Here is a 21,148-nt window from a genome sequence, read left to right as displayed (position 1 = left end):
GGAGGTAGGTATGCGTCGGAATCGTGACTTTTTGAAAGAAATTCCTTTTGCTTCGAATGAGTATGGAAGCATTGTCCAAACGGCTTATCCGGGCGCTCATGATGCGGCCTATCGGGCTCGTGTCGAGGCGCTTACGGCTCAATCTCAAGAGTCTTGGCCGTACATTCCCAAGTACGAGTACAATAAGAACGAGCATGAGACCTGGCGATTGGTCTCGGAGATCTTGATGCGTCTTCAAGACAGGTACTCGTGCGAAGCCTACCTTGAGGGCCGCGAGAAACTTGGACTTCCAATCGATGAGGTTCCGCAGCTCGATGACGTCTCGGCCAAGATGGAGGCCGAAACCGGCTTCATGCTCGCCCCGGTTGGTGGTCTTTTGGATAAGGGCGAATTCTTGACGATGCTCTGCAATAAGGTGATGCGAAGCACGCCTTATATCCGGCACCCTTCGTACCCGTTCTTCACGCCCGAGCCCGACATTCTGCATGAGTTGCGTGGTCACGCGGCCATGTTCATGCACCAGCCTTTTGTGGACCTCTCGATTGAGATCGGCAACGCGGCGAAGGCTGCCGTGGAGTCCAACAACATGGAGATGCTGGACCTGATCGGCCTCTTCTATTGGTACACGGTGGAATACGGTCTGATCCTGGAAGACGGCGAGCTGAAGATCTTCGGCGCGGGCAATAACGGCGGCGTGCAAGATTTGCTGCGGTCCATCGACCCTCAGATCGAGAAAAAGCCTTTCAGCATTGAGGCGATTCGTCAGCTCTCCATCGACTACGACGCACCGCAAGAAATCTTCTTTGTGGCTGAGTCTTACGAGCAGGTGGCCGACCTTGCCTATGAACTGGTCAAGATGGCGCAATAAGCGTCTACACGGAGCCCGCATTTACTCTTATAAAAAATACGTCAAGCTTGCGAAAGGCGCTCTAGGCCTCGTAGAGCGCCGGCCAAGGAGAAACCCGGCTGGCGCCGCCCCCGGCACCATCCAGATCTATCCGGATGCGAGACAGCCAAAACTCAACTTTGTGGGAATCACGCCTGACGAGTGTTTTGAGGCAGAACTCACCACGCTCGACGAGCTTCCGGCCCTCATGGAGCAATGGCCCATCCACTGGCTGGATGTGGACGGCGTGGGAAGCGAAGAAGTCATCCGCAAACTCGGGGAGATATTCGGCGTTCACCCACTCGTCCTCGAAGATATCGCGCACACGCATCAGCGGGCCAAACTCGAAGAGTTCGATAATTATCTCTACTATGTGGCCCGCATGGTCAGCCCAGATGGAGACGGTTTCCAAATGGAACAAGTCTCGCTTCTGATCTTCGAGAACTCGCTCATCACCTTTCAGGAAAAACCAGGAGACTGCCTCGAAGTGGTACGTGAGAGGCTTCGACTGGGCCGAGGACGAATTCGCAAACAAAAGGCAGACTATCTAGCCTACACCATCATCGACGCTATGGTGGACGCGTACTTCCCGCTCTTAGAGAAACTAGGGGACTCCCTCGAAGAACTCGAGCTCGAGGTGCTCGATCGCCCCTCCAAAGACGCCATGGAACGCGTGCACGCCATACGCCGCGAGCTCTTCACGTTGCGCCGCGCCCTATGGCCACAGCGTGAGGCGATCTCAGCGCTTATGCGCCCCGACACGATCATCTCCAAAGACACTCAAGTCTATCTTCGAGACTGTTACGACCACACGATTCAGCTTGTGGATCTGACTGAGAATTACCGCGAGCTCTCCGCAGCCACCATGGATTTGTACCTCTCGGGGTTGAGCCAAAAACTCAACGAGGTGATGAAAGTCCTGGCGATTATCTCCACGATTTTCCTGCCCTTGAGCTTTATCGCCGGCGTTTACGGCATGAACTTTAGCGGCTCGCCCTACAATATGCCCGAGCTGACTTGGACCTTCGGTTATCTGGGAGCACTCGGCCTGATGGCGATAGTCGCGCTGGGCTTTATCGTAGCGTTCAAAAAGTTAGGTTGGCTCTAAATTTCCTCTGAATCGTTATCGCAGGGGAGCTCGCAAGGTGGTAAAAGATTGCGACTTCGGCACCTGAGGAATAAATGAGCCGCACTATCGCAATGATTTCGGATTTTGGTTACCGAGACGCCTACGTGGGCATCATGAAGTCGGTGATCAAGGGCTTAAGCCCTGATGCTCAGCTCATCGACCTATGTCACGAGGTCCCGGCGCATAACGTCATGTCGGGGGCCTATCTAGTGGCGAGCGCAGTGGCGTATCTTCCTGAAAACTCGATTGTGCTCGGTGTGGTGGACCCAGGTGTGGGAACTTCTAGGCGCGCCATTGCGGTGCAGGCCGGCCAACTCACGTATATCGGGCCAGACAACGGGCTCTTCAACATGGCGTATGACCTGACCCCGCCGTTGAAAGCTGTGGAACTGAGCAATTCAGACTTCCATCTGCCACGCGTGTCAAAGACCTTCCATGGACGCGATATCTTCTCTCCGGTTGCTGGCCATCTGGCTCGTGGCGTGGCTTTCGAGGAGCTTGGCTATGAGATTGAGATCGAGAGTTTGGTGCGCCTTCCTGAGATTGGCCCGCTCATCAAAGAGAGCGGAATCGAGTGCAGAATCGTGCACGTGGACCATTTCGGAAACGTGGTGACCAACCTCTCTCGAGACGTCATGGAGGCCGCGCAAAGGCGTCCGGTATTCGCTCGAATCAAGGAGCATCGCGCTCAGTTCGCGGAGTCCTTTGCCCACGTGGCCAAGAATGACCCGGTCGCTTACTTCAACTCTACGGATTTCCTCGAAATCGGCATCCGAAACGGCAGCGCTGCTGAGCAATTAGACCTCAAGCAGCGAAATATGCTTCATATCGAAACCGAACGCATCTAAGCCGCCGTGAAAGAGCATCCTTTAAAGCGACTACTGACCGTCGCAAGGCAACACCGCAAGCGCGTGTGGTTGGCTGGCGCGTCGTCGGTATTGAACAAGATTTTCGACCTTGCGCCCCCTGCCCTAATCGGCGCCGCGGTGGATACCGTGGTCGAGCGCGAAGACTCGCTCATCGCGAGCTTTGGCGTCACCGACGCCTTCGACCAGCTCGTGGTTCTGGCGGCAGTTACCGTGGTGATCTGGGCCTTAGAATCGGCGTTCGAATACGCGGCGGCCAGACTTTGGCGTAACCTCGCCCAGACCATTCAGCACGACTTGAGGCAGAAAGCCTACGAGCATATCCAAGACCTCGAGCTCAAATTCTTTCATGAGAAGAGCACGGGCTCGCTGATGGCCATTCTGAACGACGATGTAAACCAGCTCGAACGTTTTCTAGACGAAGGGGCAAACGACCTGCTTCAGGTGGCGACAACGGCCATCGTGATTTGTGGAGCGTTTTTTGTCATGGCGCCAGGCGTGGCGTGGATGGCCATGCTTCCGATCCCAATCGTGCTCTGGGGATCGTTTAAGTTTCAGCGTCTTTTGGCTCCGAAATACGCAAGGGTTCGCGAACGTGTTGCATCGTTGAACTCGCAGCTCTCCAATAATCTGAGCGGCATCGCCACCATCAAGAGCTTTGCGACCGAGGCCTACGAATCCAAACGTATTGAGGCCGAGAGCCGCGCCTACGAGGACGCTAATCGGGACGCCATCAAGCTCGCGTCGGCATTCTCTCCGCTTATCCGAATGGCGATTGTCGTCGGATTCGTCGCGACCCTCGTTTACGGCGGCGTGCTCGTTCTCGATGAGAAACTCGCTGTGGGTACGTACAGCGTGATGGTTTTCCTCACTCAGCGGCTTCTCTGGCCCTTGACGCGGCTCGGACGGACCTTCGACACATATCAGCGCGCCATGGCCTCTACGCAACGCATCCTGGACCTTCTCGAGACGCCGATTGAGATTCAAAGCGGAGGGCTTAGGCCGGAGGCGATCCACGGCGAAATCGAGTTTCAGGGCGTTGATTTTGGCTACCCCAACCGCGAAAACCTTCTGAATGGCTTCGACCTTAAGATTCCAGCGGGAGCCACGCTCGGAGTCGTTGGCGCGACGGGGTCTGGAAAGACCACGCTCATCAATCTACTCCTCAGATTCTACGACCCGCGGGCGGGGAAAATCCTCGTAGATGGAACGCCCATAGAGGAGCTCGAGCTCGATGCCCTAAGACGCGCCATTGGCCTCGTCTCGCAGCATGTCTTTCTCTTCCACGGCACGGTCGAGGAGAATATTCGTTATGGCTCGGAAGACGCTACGCTGAAGGAGATTGAGGAAGTCGCCCGTCAGGCCGAAGCGATGGAGTTTGTGGAAAAGCTTCCTCTCGGCCTCAAAACCATCGTGGGTGAGCGCGGTGAGACGCTGTCTGGCGGGCAGCGACAGCGAATCTCGATTGCTCGAGCCCTCCTCAAAAACCCACCCATCCTTATTTTGGACGAGGCGACATCGGCCGTTGATAACGAGACCGAGGCTGCGATTCAGCGTTCGTTGGAAAAGATTTCTAAGGAGCGCACCACGCTCATCGTGGCCCACCGCTTGTCTACAGTTCGACGTGCTGACTCCATCATCGTGATGGAGCACGGCAAGATTACCGAACATGGCACGCACGAGGAGTTAGTGGATTTGAATGGGACTTATGCGCGTCTCTGGCGCGTTCAGACGGGCGAGTGAAGCACGAGGTAGAGTAGGCCAAGGACCCCAACGGCCCACGAATACCACGCAAAATGGAAGAATCGGGCCTTCTGCAGAAGCGACACGAGTAGCTTGAGACAAAGGTACCCGACCACGCCAGCCACCAATGCCCCAGCCGTGTAGATGAGGATGGCTGAGTCGCCGTCTTCCCCAGAAAATACGCTGGGATCAAATTTCAAGACGACGGCGCCAAGAATTGCAGGGATTGAAAGGAGGAACGAGAATCGAGCGGCTTCTGGGCGCGAGACGCCGAGGTAGAGAGCGGTGGTGATGGTCGTGCCAGACCGAGAAATCCCCGGCAACACGGCGAATCCCTGCGTAACACCTACGATGAGGGCCTTTTTCCAGGTCAAGTTCCAATCGTCCACGTCCATCGGAGCGTCTTTGACGAATCGGTTCGAGAAGAGAATGATGCCATTGAAGATGAGCATTCCGAACACAAACGCCGGCGTCACAATCACGGAGCCGTCGTCGGGTTCGAGGATCTTGCCGATGCCCACGCCCATCAAGCCAGTAGGGATGGTGGCAAGCACGATAAATGCGGCAATTCGAGTGCCTGTGCGCTCTAGGGCCTTCTTGAGCGACCGCGTTTCGAACAACGTACGAAGCCCCCAGAGGGTATCGCGGACAAGGAGATACACGTCTCGGCGGTAGTAGAAGACGACGGCCAAAAGAGTTCCGACATGCAGGATGATATCGAAAAGCAGGCCGGGTTCTTTGACGCCCAGAAAATATTGGCCGATGACCAGATGCCCGGATGAGCTTACGGGCAGGAACTCAGTGGCTCCCTGCACCATCCCAAGGACTATCGACTCGAGGAGATTCATGACCTATCAACCGAGGTCGGGATAGTCGCCGGGCTTTGCTAGCTCCTTGGACTGAATCCATGCCTGAATGCCTGGCAACATCTTCTCATCCCAGACCGGTTGCAGGCGCAATCTCAGGAATTCTTCGAAGAGTCGCTCCATGATACCTTCGAGCTCTTCGAGCAGGTACATACGCTCATAGAATCTCTCGTCATCCTCTCGGCTCAAAACGGCCGGAAGTTTGGCGCTCGCGATCTCGAGGTTTTCAGCCTTGAGGGTAAAGGTCCATTCGCGCGCTTCTTTGATCACGCGCAACTTCGCTTTTGAGGCGCGTTTGCCGTGCCTGAGCCCGGTCTTCGCCTCTTCGGTGTAGGCCGGTGCTCCGCCTTTGAAATCCTGGCGCTCGGTCTCGGCCATATAGGCCTCGAGCGTCAGAGCGTCATCAAAAACAACCTCGACCTGCCCGTGGTCTTTGACCTCCATGAGTCCATCGAGACAATCGACCTTGAACCAAAGCCACATCAAAAATTCCGAGCCGAGAAAGCGTCGGCTATTGATCATATCTAGCAAATCCATTTGCGTTACTCCGTTAGGCTCCAGCCTTAGTTCTTAGTAGTCGATGGTCGGGCTTCCAGTCACGAGATTCGCGGGCTCGACCGTAGCCAAGTTCGTGAGCTCGTCGTCATCCAAATCGTTTTGGAGCGCGTAGATATACGGGCTTGCGGGAAGCAGGTTAAGGCCGAAAGTGTCCTCGAAAAACTCTTGGAAGACTTCGACCTGTGAGGCCGACTGGCTCCAGTATCGCACGCGTTTGGCCGAGAGTTGCCAGACCATGTCGGTGACCTTCATCTTCGGCAGCGTCTGTTCTTTGAGCCTTCGCTTAACGATGGTCTTCAAGTCCTCTCGCTCGAATTTTGAGAGGCGTTGCTTCTCGTTCTTACGCATGAACTCGCGCTGGAGCTCTTCGAGATGAGCCTTCAAGAGGTCGGACGGCAAGGTGTAGCGGTCCTTTCGCAGCCCGAGGCAGAGGAAGTCGTCATAGACTACGTTGTTAAGCACAAAATCGGTTTGAAGCGGCCGTAACACGCTCACCCACCCCATGGCTTCTTCTTCTTCAGAATCGGGCGTCAACTCTTCAAAAGAGAACTTTCGAATCGACTGCAGATAGCGGTCCTTCCAATCATCCGGGAGCTCGCCTTCCACAAAAAACAACTTGTAAGTGAGATTACCTTGAAATGCACCCATTTCGCTTCCTTGCGCATAGAATGCGGCTCTCATGCCGCTGACAATTTGGGTGATAACACGAGATCTTTGATTGCGCACATTTCTTTAGATCCATTCGCGAGGGGTTGCGTTGAAACACGAGCAAACCAACGAAACGGAGTCTGAAATGAAAACGCTCGCCACCATCATCGCCCTCTTAGCCCTCATGAGCACAAGCTTGACCGCAAGCGCTCGAGTGCAACCTCAAGCCCCGCTGAAGCTCAACACGAGCATCTCGCACCCTCACCTTCCGGCGAACACGACCCAAGAGGTTTACGCCACGGTCAGAGTGACGGGAGGCCCTGCGCAGGCCACATCTGAGCGAGCACCCTTGAATGTGGCGCTCGTGATTGACCGTTCAACTTCGATGTCTGGCGGGCGACTTGAGCAGGCTAAAAACGCAGCTATTCAGTTTGTTCGCATGCTCCAACCTACTGACCGCCTGGCCATTGCGTCGTACGGCTCGGACGTGAGCCAGGAAATGGTGTCCAAACCCGCTACTCCGCAAAACAAGGAGCTCATGGAGTTGGCGATTAGCCGCATTGAGCTTAGCGGAGCCACGAATCTAAGTGGCGGATTGGAACTCGGTGTTCAGTTGATTTCAGGGCATCGCTCTGATGAAACCGTGAACCGAGTTATCTTGCTTTCGGACGGACACGCCAATAACGGAATCACTTCGGTCGAAGGGCTCGCAAACCTTGCTCGTGGCACTCTTGAGAAAGGTATTTCAATCTCCACCATGGGAATCGGACTCGATTATAACGAGGAATTGATGACCCAAATCGCGGTCAACGCTGCTGGAAACTACTACTTCGTGGAGGACGAAAAGGCCCTCGCCCAGATTTTTGAGAAAGAGGCGAAAGGACTCTCGAGCACGGTTGCACGCAAGGCTGTTCTTACGCTGACCGCCGGTCCCGGCGTTGAGGTCCTCGGAATCGAAGGATACACATTCCGGACGAAGGGCAACAAGACTACCGTGAGTTTGGCCGAATTCTATGCAAACCAGGCCAAAGACCTCCTGGTGCGAATGAGCGTCACCACGCCAGCCGACGGAAGCATGAAAGTCCTGAGCGCCTACTTGAGCTTCGAGGCGGTTGGAAAGGACGAAAAATCAGCGATTTCAAAGACGATGAGCGCATCCGTGACGACCAACCGTGAACTCGTCCAGAAAGTGGACACGGGCGTTATGAAGCGTGTGCAGCAAGCTGAGGTGGCTCGAAACATGGAAGAAGCGATGAAGGCCTACGAGCGTGGAGAAGCTCAAAAAGCGGCGGAAATCGTACGGGCTCAGCGCCAGTCAAACGCAGCAAAGGGCGCAAAATACGACTTCGCTGATGATGCCGACTTCGCACGTGTAAACGAGGAACTCGCCGAAATGGAGGCCGACGTCCAGGCGGCTCCCGCGGCGAGCACCCAGGGCAAGCGTTCCATCAAAGAGAAGAAGGCCCGCGCCTACGAGATTCAAATGGACTCGGCGAATTTCTAAGAACTTTCAATCCTGTGGGAAGACTTGCCGCACCTGATTCGTTATCCTTTCATCAAAAGGCCGATGTCCCCGAAGGAGAATCAGTATGGCAAAACCTTCATTACCTCTCATCACCGCACTACGAGCCACCGCCGATAGAATCGAGTCTGGGGCTCGTTTCCATTGGAACCATATGGGTTCGTGTAATTGCGGGCACCTCGCACAAACCCTGACTCAGATTGAGCCTAAGAAGCTTCATCAGATGGCGCTGGCTAACGCAGGCGACTGGTCTGAGCAGGCTCGAGACTACTGCCCAGACTCCGGGTATCCATTAGACCGAATCATCGAGATCATGGTGAGTGCAGGTCTTAACACTGTGGATATTGCAAACCTTGAGCGGCTTTCTGACACCGAAGTTTTGACGAGGATGGGCTACAAGTCATGCGACATTCCGCCGGACTTCAGGACTCGAGAAGATGCTGTGAGCTACATGCGTGCCTGGGCCGATGTGTTGGAAACCAAGTGGCGAAAAGGCATGGAACATCAGGGCGCGAAGCCTGCGGCTGCGGCAAACACGGAGTTCGTTTGAAACGTTATTCCGAGGCCTGCATTCGTAACTCGCCGTTCATCTTGGAAGCTCTCCGAGGGGTTTTGGGCGAGTCAGGGCGATTGGTTGAGATTGGAGCTGGCACAGGTCAGCACGCGGTCGACTTTGCGCGGGGTTTGCCGGGCTGGACCTATCAGCCCTGTGACCTGCCGGAAAACCACGAAAGCATCCTCGCCTGGCGAGAAGAAGCAGGGCTAAAGAATCTTGAGGCGCCTCTGGAGTTCAACCTTCTCGATCCCGAACCGCCTGTGCCGACGTGTGATGCCGTCCTCTGCGTCAACACGATTCATATCGCGCCGGATGCCTGCACCCCTAAACTCTTCGAACATGCCTCGGCAATGTTGGCGGATGGCGGCAATCTCGTGCTCTACGGCCCTTTTAAGTATCGGGGAAAGGCGCTTGAGCCCAGCAACGAGGCGTTCGACCAATCGTTGCGAGAGCGAGGATTCTCGGGCCTTAAGTTCTTCGAGGACCTCGTAGAATTAGCGAATGGGCATGGATTTGAGTTCGTGAAGGACTACGAGATGCCCGCAAACAATCACATCCTTCATTGGCGAAAATAATCAAACTCACGTAAGATCTTTGGAAAGCTTGTAGAAAAATGAGATTTCCGAGAGGTCGTTATGCGTCTTTTATGTGCGCTCGTCTGTGTGTTGTTGAGCACGTCGGCATGGGCTGAAAGAATTATTAAGAATGATAATGTTGGGGAATCCGTCAACAGCCCGACTGCCACGGCGCAGCTGATCGCCGGGGAGTCTTACGAGGCGGTCTTCGACATCCCGGCTGAGTACATGCCGGAGAACAGCGGTCGACCGCTCAATATCACGGGTGTTCGGGTACTCATGGTGGACAACCCTGACGAGCCTGGGCGCGCCTGCGGCCGATTTTCCTTTGAGATTTATGAAGAGCCGCCCGGTGCATCGGCCGTAGAATCCACGTGCACTGTGATTGACCTGCAGACGTTCCAAACATCGAATCCGCGTCACAAAGACCCAGGGACCAAACTCTTTGACCTCGCGCAAGTTCCGGTCCCTATGGGGCCGCTAGGATTTGTAATCGAAGGCTCTCCTGCTCAAGGAAATGCCTCTTTTCAAGACTTGACTATCGCCGCCATCAACCAAAACCAGGGTGTTAATATTCAGCCAATTGCGGTGACCACCAACCGTATTCGTGTGGCTATCACCGCCCTAGATGAGCAATGTGGAGCCACCGGACAAGGCGACTACTTTCCCATCATGGTTTCGGACACGGATGGAGTTGATGGGGACTCTAAGAACTTCATCTACGGCCGTGAACCAAATTTCTGCCCGACCTTTAGACACTATGTTTGGGAAGACTTCGCGCCGGCTTTCTCGGCGACCCCGGGCGATTGGTTGATTCGTCTGATCGTGGACTACGACGACTTCACCAATCCCGACCCCGATATGGGCATGGATATGGGAAGCGACATGGGTATGGATGACATGGGCACGAGCGACATGGACGAAATGGACATGGGCGTGGTGGAGGATAGCGGCCCAGATATGCCAGTCGGCGAGGATATTGACCTCGGAAACAATAATGGAAACAACGGAGACAACAACGGCACCAACAATGGTGAAGCCGGCTTTACGCTCAGCAGCATCACGCCTGATTCTGGCCCAAGTGGCGCCTCCACGGACGTCGTTCTGGTGGGAGCTGGCTTTGAGCCAGGCGTGGAAGTCCTGATTGGCACCGAGGCGATTGGCGTGCGAGAAACGCGGCCAGGCCGCATCAGCGCTACAGTTCCCGAAGGCCTTTCCCTGGGGACCTATGACGTGATCGTGACGAACCCGAACGGTGATACCGCCATTCTCCAAGATGCTTATACGGTTGTGGACGGTGAAGGCCTCGACCGAGTCAACGGCGCCGATGATGGCTGTGGTTGCACCTCTACCCAGGGTTCGGGTTCCGCCCTCCTCGTCTTTGTATTCCTTGGTTTGCTACGCCTGAGAAGACGGAGCTCCTAAATCGATCTGGACTCACATCGAAGGGCGCGCAATACTGCAGCCATCTTTGATGGATTTTTAGCGATGAGTAAATTCAAACTCAGTGACACCATGCAATTTCTCTCCGGTCGCTTCAATGCGATCGTGGGTGGAGAAGTTACTCTGACCCTTGAGGCAGACAGTCAAGACGTAAAGGCCGGTGAGGAGCTGCGCGCATTTGCGAAGCTTCGTTCGCCAGAGAAAGACCGACAGATCGACTACTTGCTGATCAGCTTGAAAGGCCAAGTTCAACGTGAGGGTAAATGGCGAGATTTTGCCCAGAGCGCTGAAGTCGCTCAGGCCACTACGCTGCCTGCCGACCACGAATTTGTGGTGCCGATTGTCATCTTGATTCCGAGCGATGCTGTCCTCACTGAGGACGGTGGCTCGTGGTCCCTCTCCGCACGGGCATTTGTAGACAAAACCATCGATCCGCGCGCCGAGCTCGCCATCAAGGTAGGTGCATGACCGGCCGATCGTGCCTCGGCCTTGTGGGGATTTTCTGGACGGCGTGCTGCCTATTCTTTGCGACCGCCGGCGTAACCTCATTTTTTGAGGGAGATTCGATTGGGATACCAATGGCGGTGCTCTTTTTGGGGCTCTCGGTAGCGGGCGTCGCTATGGCCTACAAGGGGTTCAAACGCACGGACCCGAACCAACTCTCAGCCAACGCTAAAGAGAGATTGGTCCTCGAGGTGGCCCGTGCCCATCAGGGCGAGGTGACGGTCGAAGAGCTCGGCGTCGACACAGATTTGAGCGTGCGGGAATGCAAGGCGATTTTGGACGAGTTAGCAGAATCAGGAAGTTGTGATGCGTGGGTCGGCCGAAACGGTGAGACCATTTATGTGTTTCGAGGATTTCTGCCTGATGGCCGCGCGAGAAGGTCTTTTGACCCGATCAAAGGCGAAGTCGAGTTGGAATTTGCAGACCTTGAGCACGCCGAGAAAGCTGAGCAAAGCAGGTAATGAACTATGACTCGTAGAATTGTGGCTCTTATGGCAGTGGGGGTGGCCCTGCTCGCGAGCTCATGCTCGAATACCTGTCCCCAAGTGCGCTCAGATTACGAGACTCAACTCAAGGAAGAGAGCACGTTCCTCGCCGATGTTCCGTCCGCCGATGCCCCGGTTCATTTCGGAATTCTCTTGAGGACCGAACTCCTCAATCAGCTCGTAGCCAACGCATTAGAAGCCAACTTGAACAAGGCTCTTCAGGTTACCGACGACCTGAAACTTCCGTCCGGTCAAACCATCGGCATCAAGACCGAAGGCCAGGTAGCTGACCTCGGAGTTTATGCAGACAAGTCGTGCGAAAACTGTGTGCGACTCGCCGGGAGACTCGACGGCAAAGTAGCCATCAAACTCCCCATCATTCCGATTCAAAGAGTGCCGCTTAGAGGCACGTTTTCATTGGTCGCCCCAATCGTGTTTGGCCCCACCACCGCCGATGGAACCGAGATTCAACTCGACATGGCCAAAGCCGCTCAGCTCGGCCATTCATCGCTTGATGCCGATGTCTCTCAGCTTCCGCCTACATGGGCAAAGGTCGTGCGAGCACCGCTAGCCAGAACCTTGCTAAACGCGGTGTCCAAAGAACTGGGCGAGGTCAAAGTAGCTACCGTGAAGACTCCCGACCTCGGCATCAAGGGGTTTGTGTCGGGCCCGGCAACACTCAAGACCAATGTCAATGCGGGTTTGCTCTATTTGGGCTTCACTTCAAACCTGCCGGTCGAAGCGGGTCTCGTTCCGAAACTCGAGCTGCCGAAGTCCAAGAATTTCCAAGTTTCGGTACACCCGGCGATGGTCACCCCGCTCATTCAAGCTGCTCTGAACTCCGGCAAGATTTCTAGAACGTATACCGAAGGCGGGAAGGCAAATCAGAACGGACCTATGCACGTCACGGTTAACTCTTTTGGCATGTCCCAAACCGAAACCTCCAAGAACTTCGATATGCACCTTCGGCTCTGGAACCTTCAGGAAAGTGGCCAATGTTATTGGGCTGATGCCGTGACCAAAGGCTCTCTTGAAGTAGAGGGGGATAAGGTCAGCGCGAAGATCGTGGACGCCAAGATCACTGAATCTTCACTTCCAGGCATCGCTCTTATAGTTGCAAATTGGAAGACTTCGGACGTGGTGGAGTCTGGAAAACTGGCTCTCGAGAAATCGCTCTCGAAAGACCTTCTGAGCCTACCCGGGTCAAGCTCCAAACTCGAGAGAGCTGGACTCATGGTGGAAGACGGCCAGCTTGATTTCTCAGGGAAAATGACCGTCACCAAGTAGGCCGGCCCGTCCTAGTCGCCTGAGCGCTGCGTAAACTCCAACAACACACTGCCTGTATCTTTCGGGTGCACGAAGGAAATCAGCTTTCCGTGTGCGCCGTCCAAGGGTTTGTCGCTCAGGAGCCGCAAACCGCCCTCAGCTGCACGTGCCCTGGCCTTATCGATATCATCCACGCCGGCAGCAAGGTGATGGATGCCTTCGCCATTCTTCGCGAGGAATTTTGCGATTGGGCTCTCATCCGCGGTCGGCTCCAAAAGCTCGATCATCGACTCGCCGATCTTGAAGAAAGCGACCCGCACCTTTTGCGAAGAAACTTCCTCTTCACCAAGGAATTCGAGGCCAAGCACGTCTCGATAGAGCGGAATTTTTTCGTCAATTGAGTGAACTGCAATGCCGATATGGTCGATTTTTGTGAGCATGATTTCTCCTGAAGATTAGATAAACCTTTGAATTCAATGATGAGTTGGAGCAAATTTGGTTTCTGAATCGAATTTCTTCAAAATCCTTGTAGGTCTTGGGAATTCGAGACGCCATAGGATTTGTTTCAATACCTGAGTGCGTTGGTCTCGACGGAATGGAAATCCCACTACCAATTCGCTGCAGATGTACTACCATTCCCTAGAATTTTCGCAGACTTTTTCAATTGCCCTTTATGGTTGAGGGATCGCCCTGAACACAGGAGCCAGAGAATATGAGCAAAGATAGCCTTCTTCATAAGATAAGCAGTCTCCACGACGTCGAGGAATACCGCGAGCTTCACTGGGAGGGCTCGTTTGAAGAGTACCTTGCCCTGGTTCGTGAGGACCGACGCGTAGTTCGAACGGCGTATCAGCGCGTCTACGATATGATTCTTTCATACGGTTCCGAAGAGTATCTGGACAATAAGAAGAAGGTCATCAGTTACAACTTCTTCTCTGACCCCGTGAACAACGGTCATGACGCGATTTATGGCCTCGACATCCCGCTAATGCGGCTCGTCAACGTGTTCAAGGCAGCGGCGAACGAGTATGGCACCGAGAAGCGTATCATCTTGCTTCATGGCCCCGTGGGTAGCTCCAAATCGACGATTGCGCGCCTGCTCAAGAAAGGGCTTGAGGAGTACACCAAAACCGACGAAGGACGGCTCTACACCTTTGTGTGGAAGCTTCCTGAGGACCTTCAGCACTTGACCGGTGGGCAGTCCGAACTCGCCGACCCGATGAACGAGGAGCCGCTCAAGCTCATTCCGTCTGAGTGGCGCGGATCGGCGTTGAAGGAGCTCGGTCTTCAGGACGAGCATAACTCCGTCAGAATCCGAGGCGATCTCAACCCCGCAAGCCGCTACATCTACGAACAGTTGATGAAGCATTACGATGGCAATTGGGCACGCGTGATGGAGCACGTTCGAGTGCGGCGCCTCATCTTCAGCGAGAAGGACCGACGCGGTATCGGCACGTTCCAACCGAAAGACGAAAAGAACCAGGATTCCACCGAACTTACCGGCGATATCAACTACCGAAAGATCGCGATTTACGGCTCGGACTCGGACCCGCGAGCGTTCAACTTCGACGGCGAGTTCTGCGTGGCAAACCGAGGAATCATCGAGTTTGTGGAGATTTTGAAGCTCGACGTGGCCTTCCTCTACGACCTCCTTGGCGCGACTCAAGAGCGAAAGATCAAGCCGAAGAAATTCGCTCAGACGGATATCGACGAGGTCATCCTTGGCCACACCAACGAACCCGAGTACCGAAAGCTCCTCTCAAACGAGTATATGGAGGCTTTGCGTGACCGTACGGTTAAGATCGATATCCCGTACATCACCAAGTACCAGGAAGAAGTAAAGGTCTACCAAAAGGACTTCAACAACGAGGTTGTGCGGGGCAAACACATCGCGCCGCATACCATCGAGATGGCCGCAATGTGGGCCGTTCTGACGCGTTTGGAAGACCCCAAGAAACACAACCTGACGCTGCTCCAAAAGCTCAAGCTTTACGACGGAAAGTCCCTCACGGGATTCACTCAGGACAACGTCAAAGAACTGCGCAAAGAGACGCTGCGAGAAGGTCTCGTCGGTATCTCGCCGCGCTACATTCAAGACAAGCTCTCGAATGCGTTGGTCTCTGACAAATCGGACACGAGCATCAACCCGTTCCTAGTTCTCAATGAGATCGAAGGTGGTCTTAAGAATCACTCGTTGATCTCAAACGAAGAAGAGCGAAACCGCTATCGAGAGCTGCTCGCGGTGGTCAAGCAAGAGTATGAGGATATCGTGAAGAACGAGGTGCAGCGCGCGATTTCGGCCGACGAGGAGGCTATTACCAAGTTGTGCGCGAACTATATCGACAACGTCAAAGCCTACACTCAGAAAGAGAAGGTCAGAAACAAATACACCGGGCAGTACGAGGAGCCCGACGAGCGATTGATGCGCTCGGTCGAGGAGAAGATCGACATCCCAGAATCGCGCAAGGACGACTTCCGCGGCGTGATTATCCGCTCCATTGGAGCCCTCGCGATCGATGGCAAACAGTTCACGTACAAGACCAATGAGCGCCTACACAAAGCGCTTGAGCTCAAGCTATTCGAAGACCAGAAGGACTCCATCAAGCTCGCAACCATCGTCACAAATGTGGTGGACAAAGAGACTCAGGAGAAGATCGATATCGTCAAACAACGCATGATTCGGAACTACGGCTATAACGAGGAATCAGCGACCGACGTGCTCAATTTCGTGGCGAGTATTTTCGCGCGCGGTGACTCCAAACAGAGCTAAATCATGGGCGATCAAAGCAAAATTAAGCAGGACCATCGCCGGTTTAAGCAGATCGTTCGCGGCAAGATTAAACGTAATCTGCGCGAATATATGACCAAAGGGGAGTTGACCGGCAAACAAGGAAAAGACCTGGTCAAGATTCCAATCCCTCGAATCGATATTCCGCGTTTTCGCTACGGCCAAAAACAAACTGGCGGTGTGGGTCAAGGTGAGGGCGAAGTCGGCGAATCACTGGGCCAGGGCGAAGAAGCTCCGGGTCAGGGAAAGGCAGGCGAAGGCGAAGGCGAGAAAGGCATCGAGGTTGATGTCACGCTCGACGAGCTGGCCGAAATCATGGGTGAAGAGCTGGAGCTGCCGCGAATCGAGCCCAAGGGCACCGAGAAACTCCAGACTCAACGCGATAAGTATTCCGGCATTCGTTCAGTAGGTCCGGAGTCCTTGAGGCACTTCAAGCGAACCTTCAAGGAAGCCATCAAACGTCAGGTAGCGAGCGGCGAATACGACCCCGACAACCCGCTCATCGTTCCGACTCGGGATGATAAGCGCTACCGGTCTTGGAAAGAGACGTCGCTGCCGCAGTCCAATGCCGTCATCATCTACATGATGGACGTCTCAGGCTCTATGGGAGACGAGCAAAAGGAAATCGTTCGTATCGAGTCCTTCTGGATCGATACGTGGCTGCGCTCGCAATACAAGGGGCTCGACAGCCGTTTTATCATCCACGACGCAACCGCCAAAGAAGTGGATCGAGATACCTTCTTTCATACACGAGAGTCCGGCGGGACTATGATCTCAAGCGCCTACAAGCTCGCGCTGAGTATCATCGAAGACGAGTATCCAGTGGAGGATTGGAACGTCTACCCCTTCCATTTCTCCGACGGAGACAACTGGTCCGTAGACGATACGGGAGAGTGCATGCGCCTTTTGCGTGAAGGACTGCTCCCTCGGTCAAATATGTTCTGTTACGGGCAGGTCGAATCCCCTTATGGCTCCGGGCAATTCATCAAAGATTTGAACGAGAATTTCGACGAAGAAGATCATGTCATCGTCTCGGAAATCAAGAATCGAGAAGGCATTTTCGACTCGATCAAAACCTTTCTCGGAAAAGGACTATAGTCATGACACTACCGTCCCATCTCTGGGAGATTAAAGAACATATCTACGAGACAGCCATCGAGTTCGGGCTCGACCCGTTCGAGACGATCTTCGAGGTGGTCGACTACGACCAAATGAACGAAATCGCAGCATTTGGCGGCTTTCCGACGCGCTACCCGCACTGGCGATTTGGAATGGAGTACGAGCAGCTGAGCAAAAGCTACGAGTACGGCCTCTCCAAGATCTACGAAATGGTCATCAACAATGACCCCTCATACGCATATTTGCTGGAGGGGAACAACTTAGTGGACCAAAAGACGGTCATCGCTCACGTGTACGCACACGTGGATTTCTTCAAGAATAATTACTATTTCTCGAAGACCAATCGAAAGATGATCGACGAGATGGCTAATCACGGCGCACGTGTTCGGCGATACGTGGACCGATACGGAATTGAGCTCGTAGAAGATTTCATCGACACGTGTCTGAGTCTTGAGAACCTCATCGACTACCACGGCCCTCCCGAGTCAAAACGTCAAGACTTGGAGGACCAGACCAATTCCGGCGAGATCCCGAGGCTACGCGCTAAAGACTACATGGATGATTATATCAATCCACAAGAGTACCTCGAGCGCCAGAAACAGAAGCTCGCTGAAGAAGAATTGAAATCGAAGCAGTTTCCGTCCGAGCCTCTCAAAGATGTGATGCATTTCCTCTTGGAGCATGCGCCGCTTGAGAGCTGGGAGGCTGACATTCTCTCGATCGTGCGCGAAGAGGCGTATTATTTCGCGCCGCAGGGTCAGACCAAGATCATGAACGAGGGATGGGCCAGTTATTGGCACGATAAGATCCTGACAACCCGCGTGTTGGACCTCTCGGAAATCATCGATTTTGCAGATATCAATGCGGGCGTGCTCGCAACCGCGCCTGGGCGGCTAAACCCGTACAAGCTTGGCCTTGAGCTCTTCAGAGACGTGGAAGACCGATGGAATAAAGGCAAGTTCGGCAAGGAGTACGACGATTGCGACAATCTGGAAGAGAAACTCAGCTGGGACCGCGAGCTCGGCCAAGGCAAGGAGCAGATTTTCCGCGTAAGAAAGCTCTACAACGACGTCTCGTTCATCGATGAATTCCTGACCGAAGAGTTCGTCGCGGAGCATCAGATGTACTCGTTCGGATACAATCGAAAGTCGGGCCATTGGGAGATCGATTCGCGGCAGTTCCAAGACGTCAAAGACAAGCTCCTCGACCAACTCACGAACTTTGGGAACCCGTTTATCTACGTCAAAGACGGCAACTTCAAGAATCGTGCGGAACTGCTCCTGCACCACAAGCATATGGGCGTGGATCTGGACATGCAGTATGGACGAGGCGTGCTGCGGGCATTGCATCGCGTGTGGAAGAGGCCGGTGAATATCGAGACACTCTCGGATGACAAGGGCGTGCTCCTCTCCTACGATGGAAAGGAGTTCACCGAGACCTCGATTGAGTACCACCCCATTTAAGCCCTTCCTATGTATTCCTGGTTAAGAACCCCACTCTTCCTCCTCAATCCGGAGCTTGCGCACGAGCTTGCCATGAAGTCCCTGGCAGCATCGTTGAGCTCTAATGCTACGTGGGAGGCCACGCGAGAGATGCTCTTTCTGGGGGCGCCAACGCAACCTGAGCTTGGGGCGCACGTCTTCGGTCTGGACTTTCCGAATCGCGTGGGACTTGCGGCTGGCTTCGACAAGAATGCTGAGTACCTTAAGCCATTGGCGGCTTTGGGTTTTGGGTTCATCGAAATCGGCACGGTTACAGGACTTCCACAGCCCGGCAATCCGCGGCCGCGCCTTTTTCGATTGCCGAAGGACGAGGCCTTGCTCAATCGAATGGGCTTTAACAATGATGGCGCCGAATCGGTGGCCAGGCGACTGGATGAAACGTTGTCGAGGTGGGATGGCCCGCGGCCAATCTTGGGGATCAACATCGGGAAGACCAAGGTGGTTCCGTTGGATGAGGCGGCTTCGGACTATGTGCTTAGCCTGAGGCACCTCCATAGTTTCGCAGACTATCTCGTGGTCAACGTGAGCTCGCCCAATACTCCCGGCCTTAGAGAGTTGCAGGAGAAAGAGCCGCTGAGTCGGCTGCTTGGAGAGATTCAAGAAGAGAACCATTCACAATCCTCAAAGCTCGGGGTCCCGCCAAAACCGCTCCTATTGAAGATTGCTCCAGACCTCGAAAGGGGCGCGTTGGAAGATATTGTGGAGGTGGCCAGCGATTGCCAGTTAGCCGGACTGATCGCCACAAACACCACGATTTCCAGGGACGATTTGAAGACCGACACTTCCAAGCTTGGGTCGGGCGGTGTGTCAGGGCGCCCTTTGGTTCAGCGTTCCAGAGAGGTTGTCCGGGAGTTGCGAGGAATGACGGCCCTGCCAATCATCGGTGTGGGCGGCATTTTTAAGCCGGAAGACAGCCTCGCAATGTTTGATGCCGGCGCAGACCTTTGCCAGGTTTGGACCGGATTCATCTACGAAGGTCCACGCATGGTGAAGCGCCTCGTACAAGCGGGATCGGTCCGCTTGTACACGGGCGATTAATTCGTGTAGAATTTTCTCCAGATACCGCAGTCTAAGTAGATAGACTGACCAGGAGAAACTAATGACCCGAGCGCTTGTAATCTTGCTCATGATGATGGTCGCGGTCCCGGCGTTAGCAAACGCACGCGACCCAGACGGGAGTCGTATGCAAGCAGCCGAATTGAAACTCGGCAAAAGCGATAGCGACCGACTATCGCCCCCTCGGGATGCAGTAGACTGGCGATTTTTCCGCGTGAAGGAAGCCGGCAACTACACGATTGACGTCAGTGGAAAGTCCGATTCTGGAATCAAGCTCCAACTGAGCACGGCAACCGGCAAATCAATCGCGACCGAGTCGAGCAAAGGCGGACGAGCATCAATCTCTAGAAAGCTCTCCCCTGGATTGTACTATTTTGCAGTGAGTGCTACCGGCGCTACCGAGTATCGAGTCTCTGTCCGATAACCCTCTCTCAGCAAACTAAATGCCTCGGTTTTCTTTCATCATGATGGTGGTGTTCTCTCTCCTCGCAGCCTGTGACAAGTCCGGGGATGACGCATGGGATTATGAGATTGAAGGCACGCGAGCGGCCTCCATCGATCAAACCACGCTTTTTGCCGTCACGTCGGACCATGTGGTCGCGCTGAACGTGGCGAGTGGCGAAGAGCTTTGGAAAACAAGCCTTCCAGGTGGTTTACGCGAAGCTCCGGGGTTTCAGGAAGATTTGGTCTTTGTAGGCACCGACGAGGGCATCCTCTGGGTCTTAGATTCAGACGACGGCACACCGCTCGCCAAGGCGATTCTTGACGGTCCGATAGGCTCGAAGCCAGTATTCGAACACCAGACGCTACTTGTCAGCACTTTTGGAGGGTCAGTCTACGCGTTTGATCCTCAAGACCGCGATGCTCTCAAGAAGGCGATTGATGCCCTTCCTGAGGCCACCACGCCAGAAGAAGCACCAGACGCGAGAGAACCAGACGCGGGAGAAGACCCAAAAGAAGACGGTCCAAAAGAAGAACAGGAAGTTGAATCGAAGGAAGAAGACATCCCACTCAACCTTGATGTTCCCGAGTTAGAGCCACGATGGCGGGCTCGAACGAGCGGCCCGATTGTCGCTCCGATCACCTCTCATTTGGACGATATCTTGATTGCGAGTACCGACGGGCGAGCCTATGCCCTCTCGATGGCAGACGGCACCAGAACCTGGACTTGGGAGGGCTCTCGCCAGCTCAGAAACTCGGTCGTATTTGCGGATGGGTTCTTTTTCGTTGCGTCGGACGACGGCAATTTACACGCGCTGACTCCGAAGGGGACCGTGCAGTGGTCTGCCCCCACACTTGGGGCCATCAATAGCTCACCGCTTGTCTGGAACGGACTTGTGATAGTCAGTAACTCTATCGGTCGGGTAACTGCCTTCGATTCGAAATCGGGTATCGAGAAGTGGCAGTTTCAGGTTCCTGCGGGGATCAGACACGAACCGGTATTGGTGGCTGACCGGCTCGCGCTGGTGGATCTCAATGGGCAGCTTCACTTGCTTAAGCCCGCTGAAGGAAAGCTCGATACGAGCCGAGCCTTGGCGGATTTTGGGCCGTTGATTTCCACAGAAGATGGACTTGTGATCCTAGGGCGAACGTCGGTGTTCAAACGAACTCTTTCCGCGTGGAATGAGCCCTAGAA

At 54.4% G+C, this 21,148-nt stretch carries 21 protein-coding genes; 17 read left to right on the top strand and 4 right to left on the bottom strand.

Annotated features, from left to right (window positions below):
• The first annotated feature begins 10 nt into the window (after window positions 1-10).
• From FRD01_RS21470 to FRD01_RS21455, 4 genes are all read left to right on the top strand, one after another.
• Window positions 11-868, top strand: coding sequence for a hypothetical protein (locus FRD01_RS21470; RefSeq protein WP_249755814.1), 858 nt, complete (start codon window positions 11-13; stop codon window positions 866-868).
• Window positions 843-1,994 (top strand): magnesium/cobalt transporter CorA, encoded by a 1,152-nt coding sequence (corA, locus tag FRD01_RS21465; RefSeq protein ID WP_146962987.1) that lies wholly within the window; start codon window positions 843-845, stop codon window positions 1,992-1,994. Before FRD01_RS21470 ends, corA begins: the two co-directional genes overlap by 26 nt.
• A gap of 74 nt (window positions 1,995-2,068) precedes the next feature.
• Window positions 2,069-2,863, top strand: a complete 795-nt coding sequence (locus FRD01_RS21460) for an SAM hydrolase/SAM-dependent halogenase family protein (protein ID WP_146962986.1) — start codon at window positions 2,069-2,071, stop codon at window positions 2,861-2,863.
• A 6-nt stretch (window positions 2,864-2,869) separates the two neighbouring features.
• Window positions 2,870-4,624: an ABC transporter ATP-binding protein gene (locus FRD01_RS21455; RefSeq protein WP_146962985.1), complete on the top strand. Its 1,755-nt coding sequence runs from the start codon at window positions 2,870-2,872 to the stop codon at window positions 4,622-4,624.
• Here FRD01_RS21455 and FRD01_RS21450 read toward each other — a convergent pair.
• Genes FRD01_RS21450 through rdgC form a run of 3 tightly spaced genes read right to left on the bottom strand, consistent with a single transcriptional unit; the run spans window position 4,609 to window position 6,696 of the window.
• On the bottom strand, window positions 4,609-5,472 hold the full coding sequence (locus FRD01_RS21450; protein WP_146962984.1) for an undecaprenyl-diphosphate phosphatase: 864 nt from the start codon (window positions 5,470-5,472) through the stop codon (window positions 4,609-4,611). The two genes, FRD01_RS21455 and FRD01_RS21450, sit on opposite strands and share 16 nt — an antisense overlap.
• 6 nt (window positions 5,473-5,478) lie before the next feature.
• A complete protein-coding gene (locus FRD01_RS21445) occupies window positions 5,479-6,027 on the bottom strand; it encodes a hypothetical protein (protein ID WP_146962983.1) in 549 nt (182 codons plus the stop codon).
• A gap of 33 nt (window positions 6,028-6,060) precedes the next feature.
• Window positions 6,061-6,696, bottom strand: a complete 636-nt coding sequence (gene rdgC / locus FRD01_RS21440; RefSeq protein ID WP_249755813.1) for a recombination-associated protein RdgC — start codon at window positions 6,694-6,696, stop codon at window positions 6,061-6,063.
• A 145-nt stretch (window positions 6,697-6,841) separates the two neighbouring features.
• Here rdgC and FRD01_RS21435 point away from each other — a divergent pair, with 145 nt between their 5' ends.
• From FRD01_RS21435 to FRD01_RS21410, 7 genes are all read left to right on the top strand, one after another.
• A complete protein-coding gene (locus FRD01_RS21435) occupies window positions 6,842-8,200 on the top strand; it encodes a vWA domain-containing protein (protein WP_146962981.1) in 1,359 nt (452 codons plus the stop codon).
• 85 nt (window positions 8,201-8,285) lie between these two features.
• Window positions 8,286-8,768 carry a hypothetical protein gene (locus tag FRD01_RS24515; RefSeq protein WP_249755812.1) on the top strand — a complete coding sequence of 161 codons (483 nt, stop codon included), beginning with the start codon at window positions 8,286-8,288 and terminating at the stop codon, window positions 8,766-8,768.
• Window positions 8,765-9,349, top strand: coding sequence for a DUF938 domain-containing protein (locus FRD01_RS21430; protein WP_249755811.1), 585 nt, complete (start codon window positions 8,765-8,767; stop codon window positions 9,347-9,349). The genes FRD01_RS24515 and FRD01_RS21430 overlap by 4 nt, the downstream gene beginning before the upstream one ends.
• A gap of 60 nt (window positions 9,350-9,409) precedes the next feature.
• Window positions 9,410-10,774, top strand: coding sequence for an IPT/TIG domain-containing protein (locus tag FRD01_RS21425; RefSeq protein WP_146964049.1), 1,365 nt, complete (start codon window positions 9,410-9,412; stop codon window positions 10,772-10,774).
• Window positions 10,775-10,837: 63 nt separating this feature from the next.
• Window positions 10,838-11,260: a sporulation protein gene (locus FRD01_RS21420; protein WP_146962979.1), complete on the top strand. Its 423-nt coding sequence runs from the start codon at window positions 10,838-10,840 to the stop codon at window positions 11,258-11,260.
• Window positions 11,257-11,757, top strand: a complete 501-nt coding sequence (locus FRD01_RS21415; RefSeq protein ID WP_146962978.1) for a hypothetical protein — start codon at window positions 11,257-11,259, stop codon at window positions 11,755-11,757. Before FRD01_RS21420 ends, FRD01_RS21415 begins: the two co-directional genes overlap by 4 nt.
• Before the next feature lie 6 nt (window positions 11,758-11,763).
• Entirely contained in the window at window positions 11,764-13,068 is a 1,305-nt protein-coding gene (locus FRD01_RS21410; RefSeq protein ID WP_146962977.1) for a hypothetical protein, read from the top strand.
• Window positions 13,069-13,079: 11 nt separating this feature from the next.
• On the opposite strand, the gene mce is transcribed toward FRD01_RS21410, so the two are convergent.
• Window positions 13,080-13,487 (bottom strand): methylmalonyl-CoA epimerase, encoded by a 408-nt coding sequence (mce, locus tag FRD01_RS21405; RefSeq protein ID WP_146962976.1) that lies wholly within the window; start codon window positions 13,485-13,487, stop codon window positions 13,080-13,082.
• Between the two features lie 272 nt (window positions 13,488-13,759).
• Here mce and FRD01_RS21400 point away from each other — a divergent pair, with 272 nt between their 5' ends.
• From FRD01_RS21400 to FRD01_RS21375, 6 genes are all read left to right on the top strand, one after another.
• On the top strand, window positions 13,760-15,817 hold the full coding sequence (locus FRD01_RS21400) for a PrkA family serine protein kinase (protein WP_146962975.1): 2,058 nt from the start codon (window positions 13,760-13,762) through the stop codon (window positions 15,815-15,817).
• 3 nt (window positions 15,818-15,820) lie between these two features.
• A complete protein-coding gene (locus FRD01_RS21395) occupies window positions 15,821-16,933 on the top strand; it encodes a DUF444 family protein (RefSeq protein WP_146962974.1) in 1,113 nt (370 codons plus the stop codon).
• Window positions 16,934-16,935: 2 nt separating this feature from the next.
• Window positions 16,936-18,417 carry a SpoVR family protein gene (locus FRD01_RS21390; protein ID WP_146962973.1) on the top strand — a complete coding sequence of 494 codons (1,482 nt, stop codon included), beginning with the start codon at window positions 16,936-16,938 and terminating at the stop codon, window positions 18,415-18,417.
• Between the two features lie 9 nt (window positions 18,418-18,426).
• Window positions 18,427-19,494, top strand: coding sequence for a quinone-dependent dihydroorotate dehydrogenase (locus tag FRD01_RS21385; protein WP_146962972.1), 1,068 nt, complete (start codon window positions 18,427-18,429; stop codon window positions 19,492-19,494).
• 61 nt (window positions 19,495-19,555) lie between these two features.
• A complete protein-coding gene (locus tag FRD01_RS21380; RefSeq protein WP_146962971.1) occupies window positions 19,556-19,936 on the top strand; it encodes a PPC domain-containing protein in 381 nt (126 codons plus the stop codon).
• A gap of 19 nt (window positions 19,937-19,955) precedes the next feature.
• On the top strand, window positions 19,956-21,146 hold the full coding sequence (locus tag FRD01_RS21375) for an outer membrane protein assembly factor BamB family protein (protein WP_146962970.1): 1,191 nt from the start codon (window positions 19,956-19,958) through the stop codon (window positions 21,144-21,146).
• Window positions 21,147-21,148: the final 2 nt, after the last annotated feature.

The organism is Microvenator marinus (assembly GCF_007993755.1).
Taxonomy (GTDB): domain Bacteria; phylum Myxococcota_A; class Bradymonadia; order Bradymonadales; family Bradymonadaceae; genus Allomicrovenator; species Allomicrovenator marinus.
The sequence above is the reverse complement of the archived record's forward strand: the minus strand, read 5'-3'. Positions and strand labels throughout refer to the sequence as shown.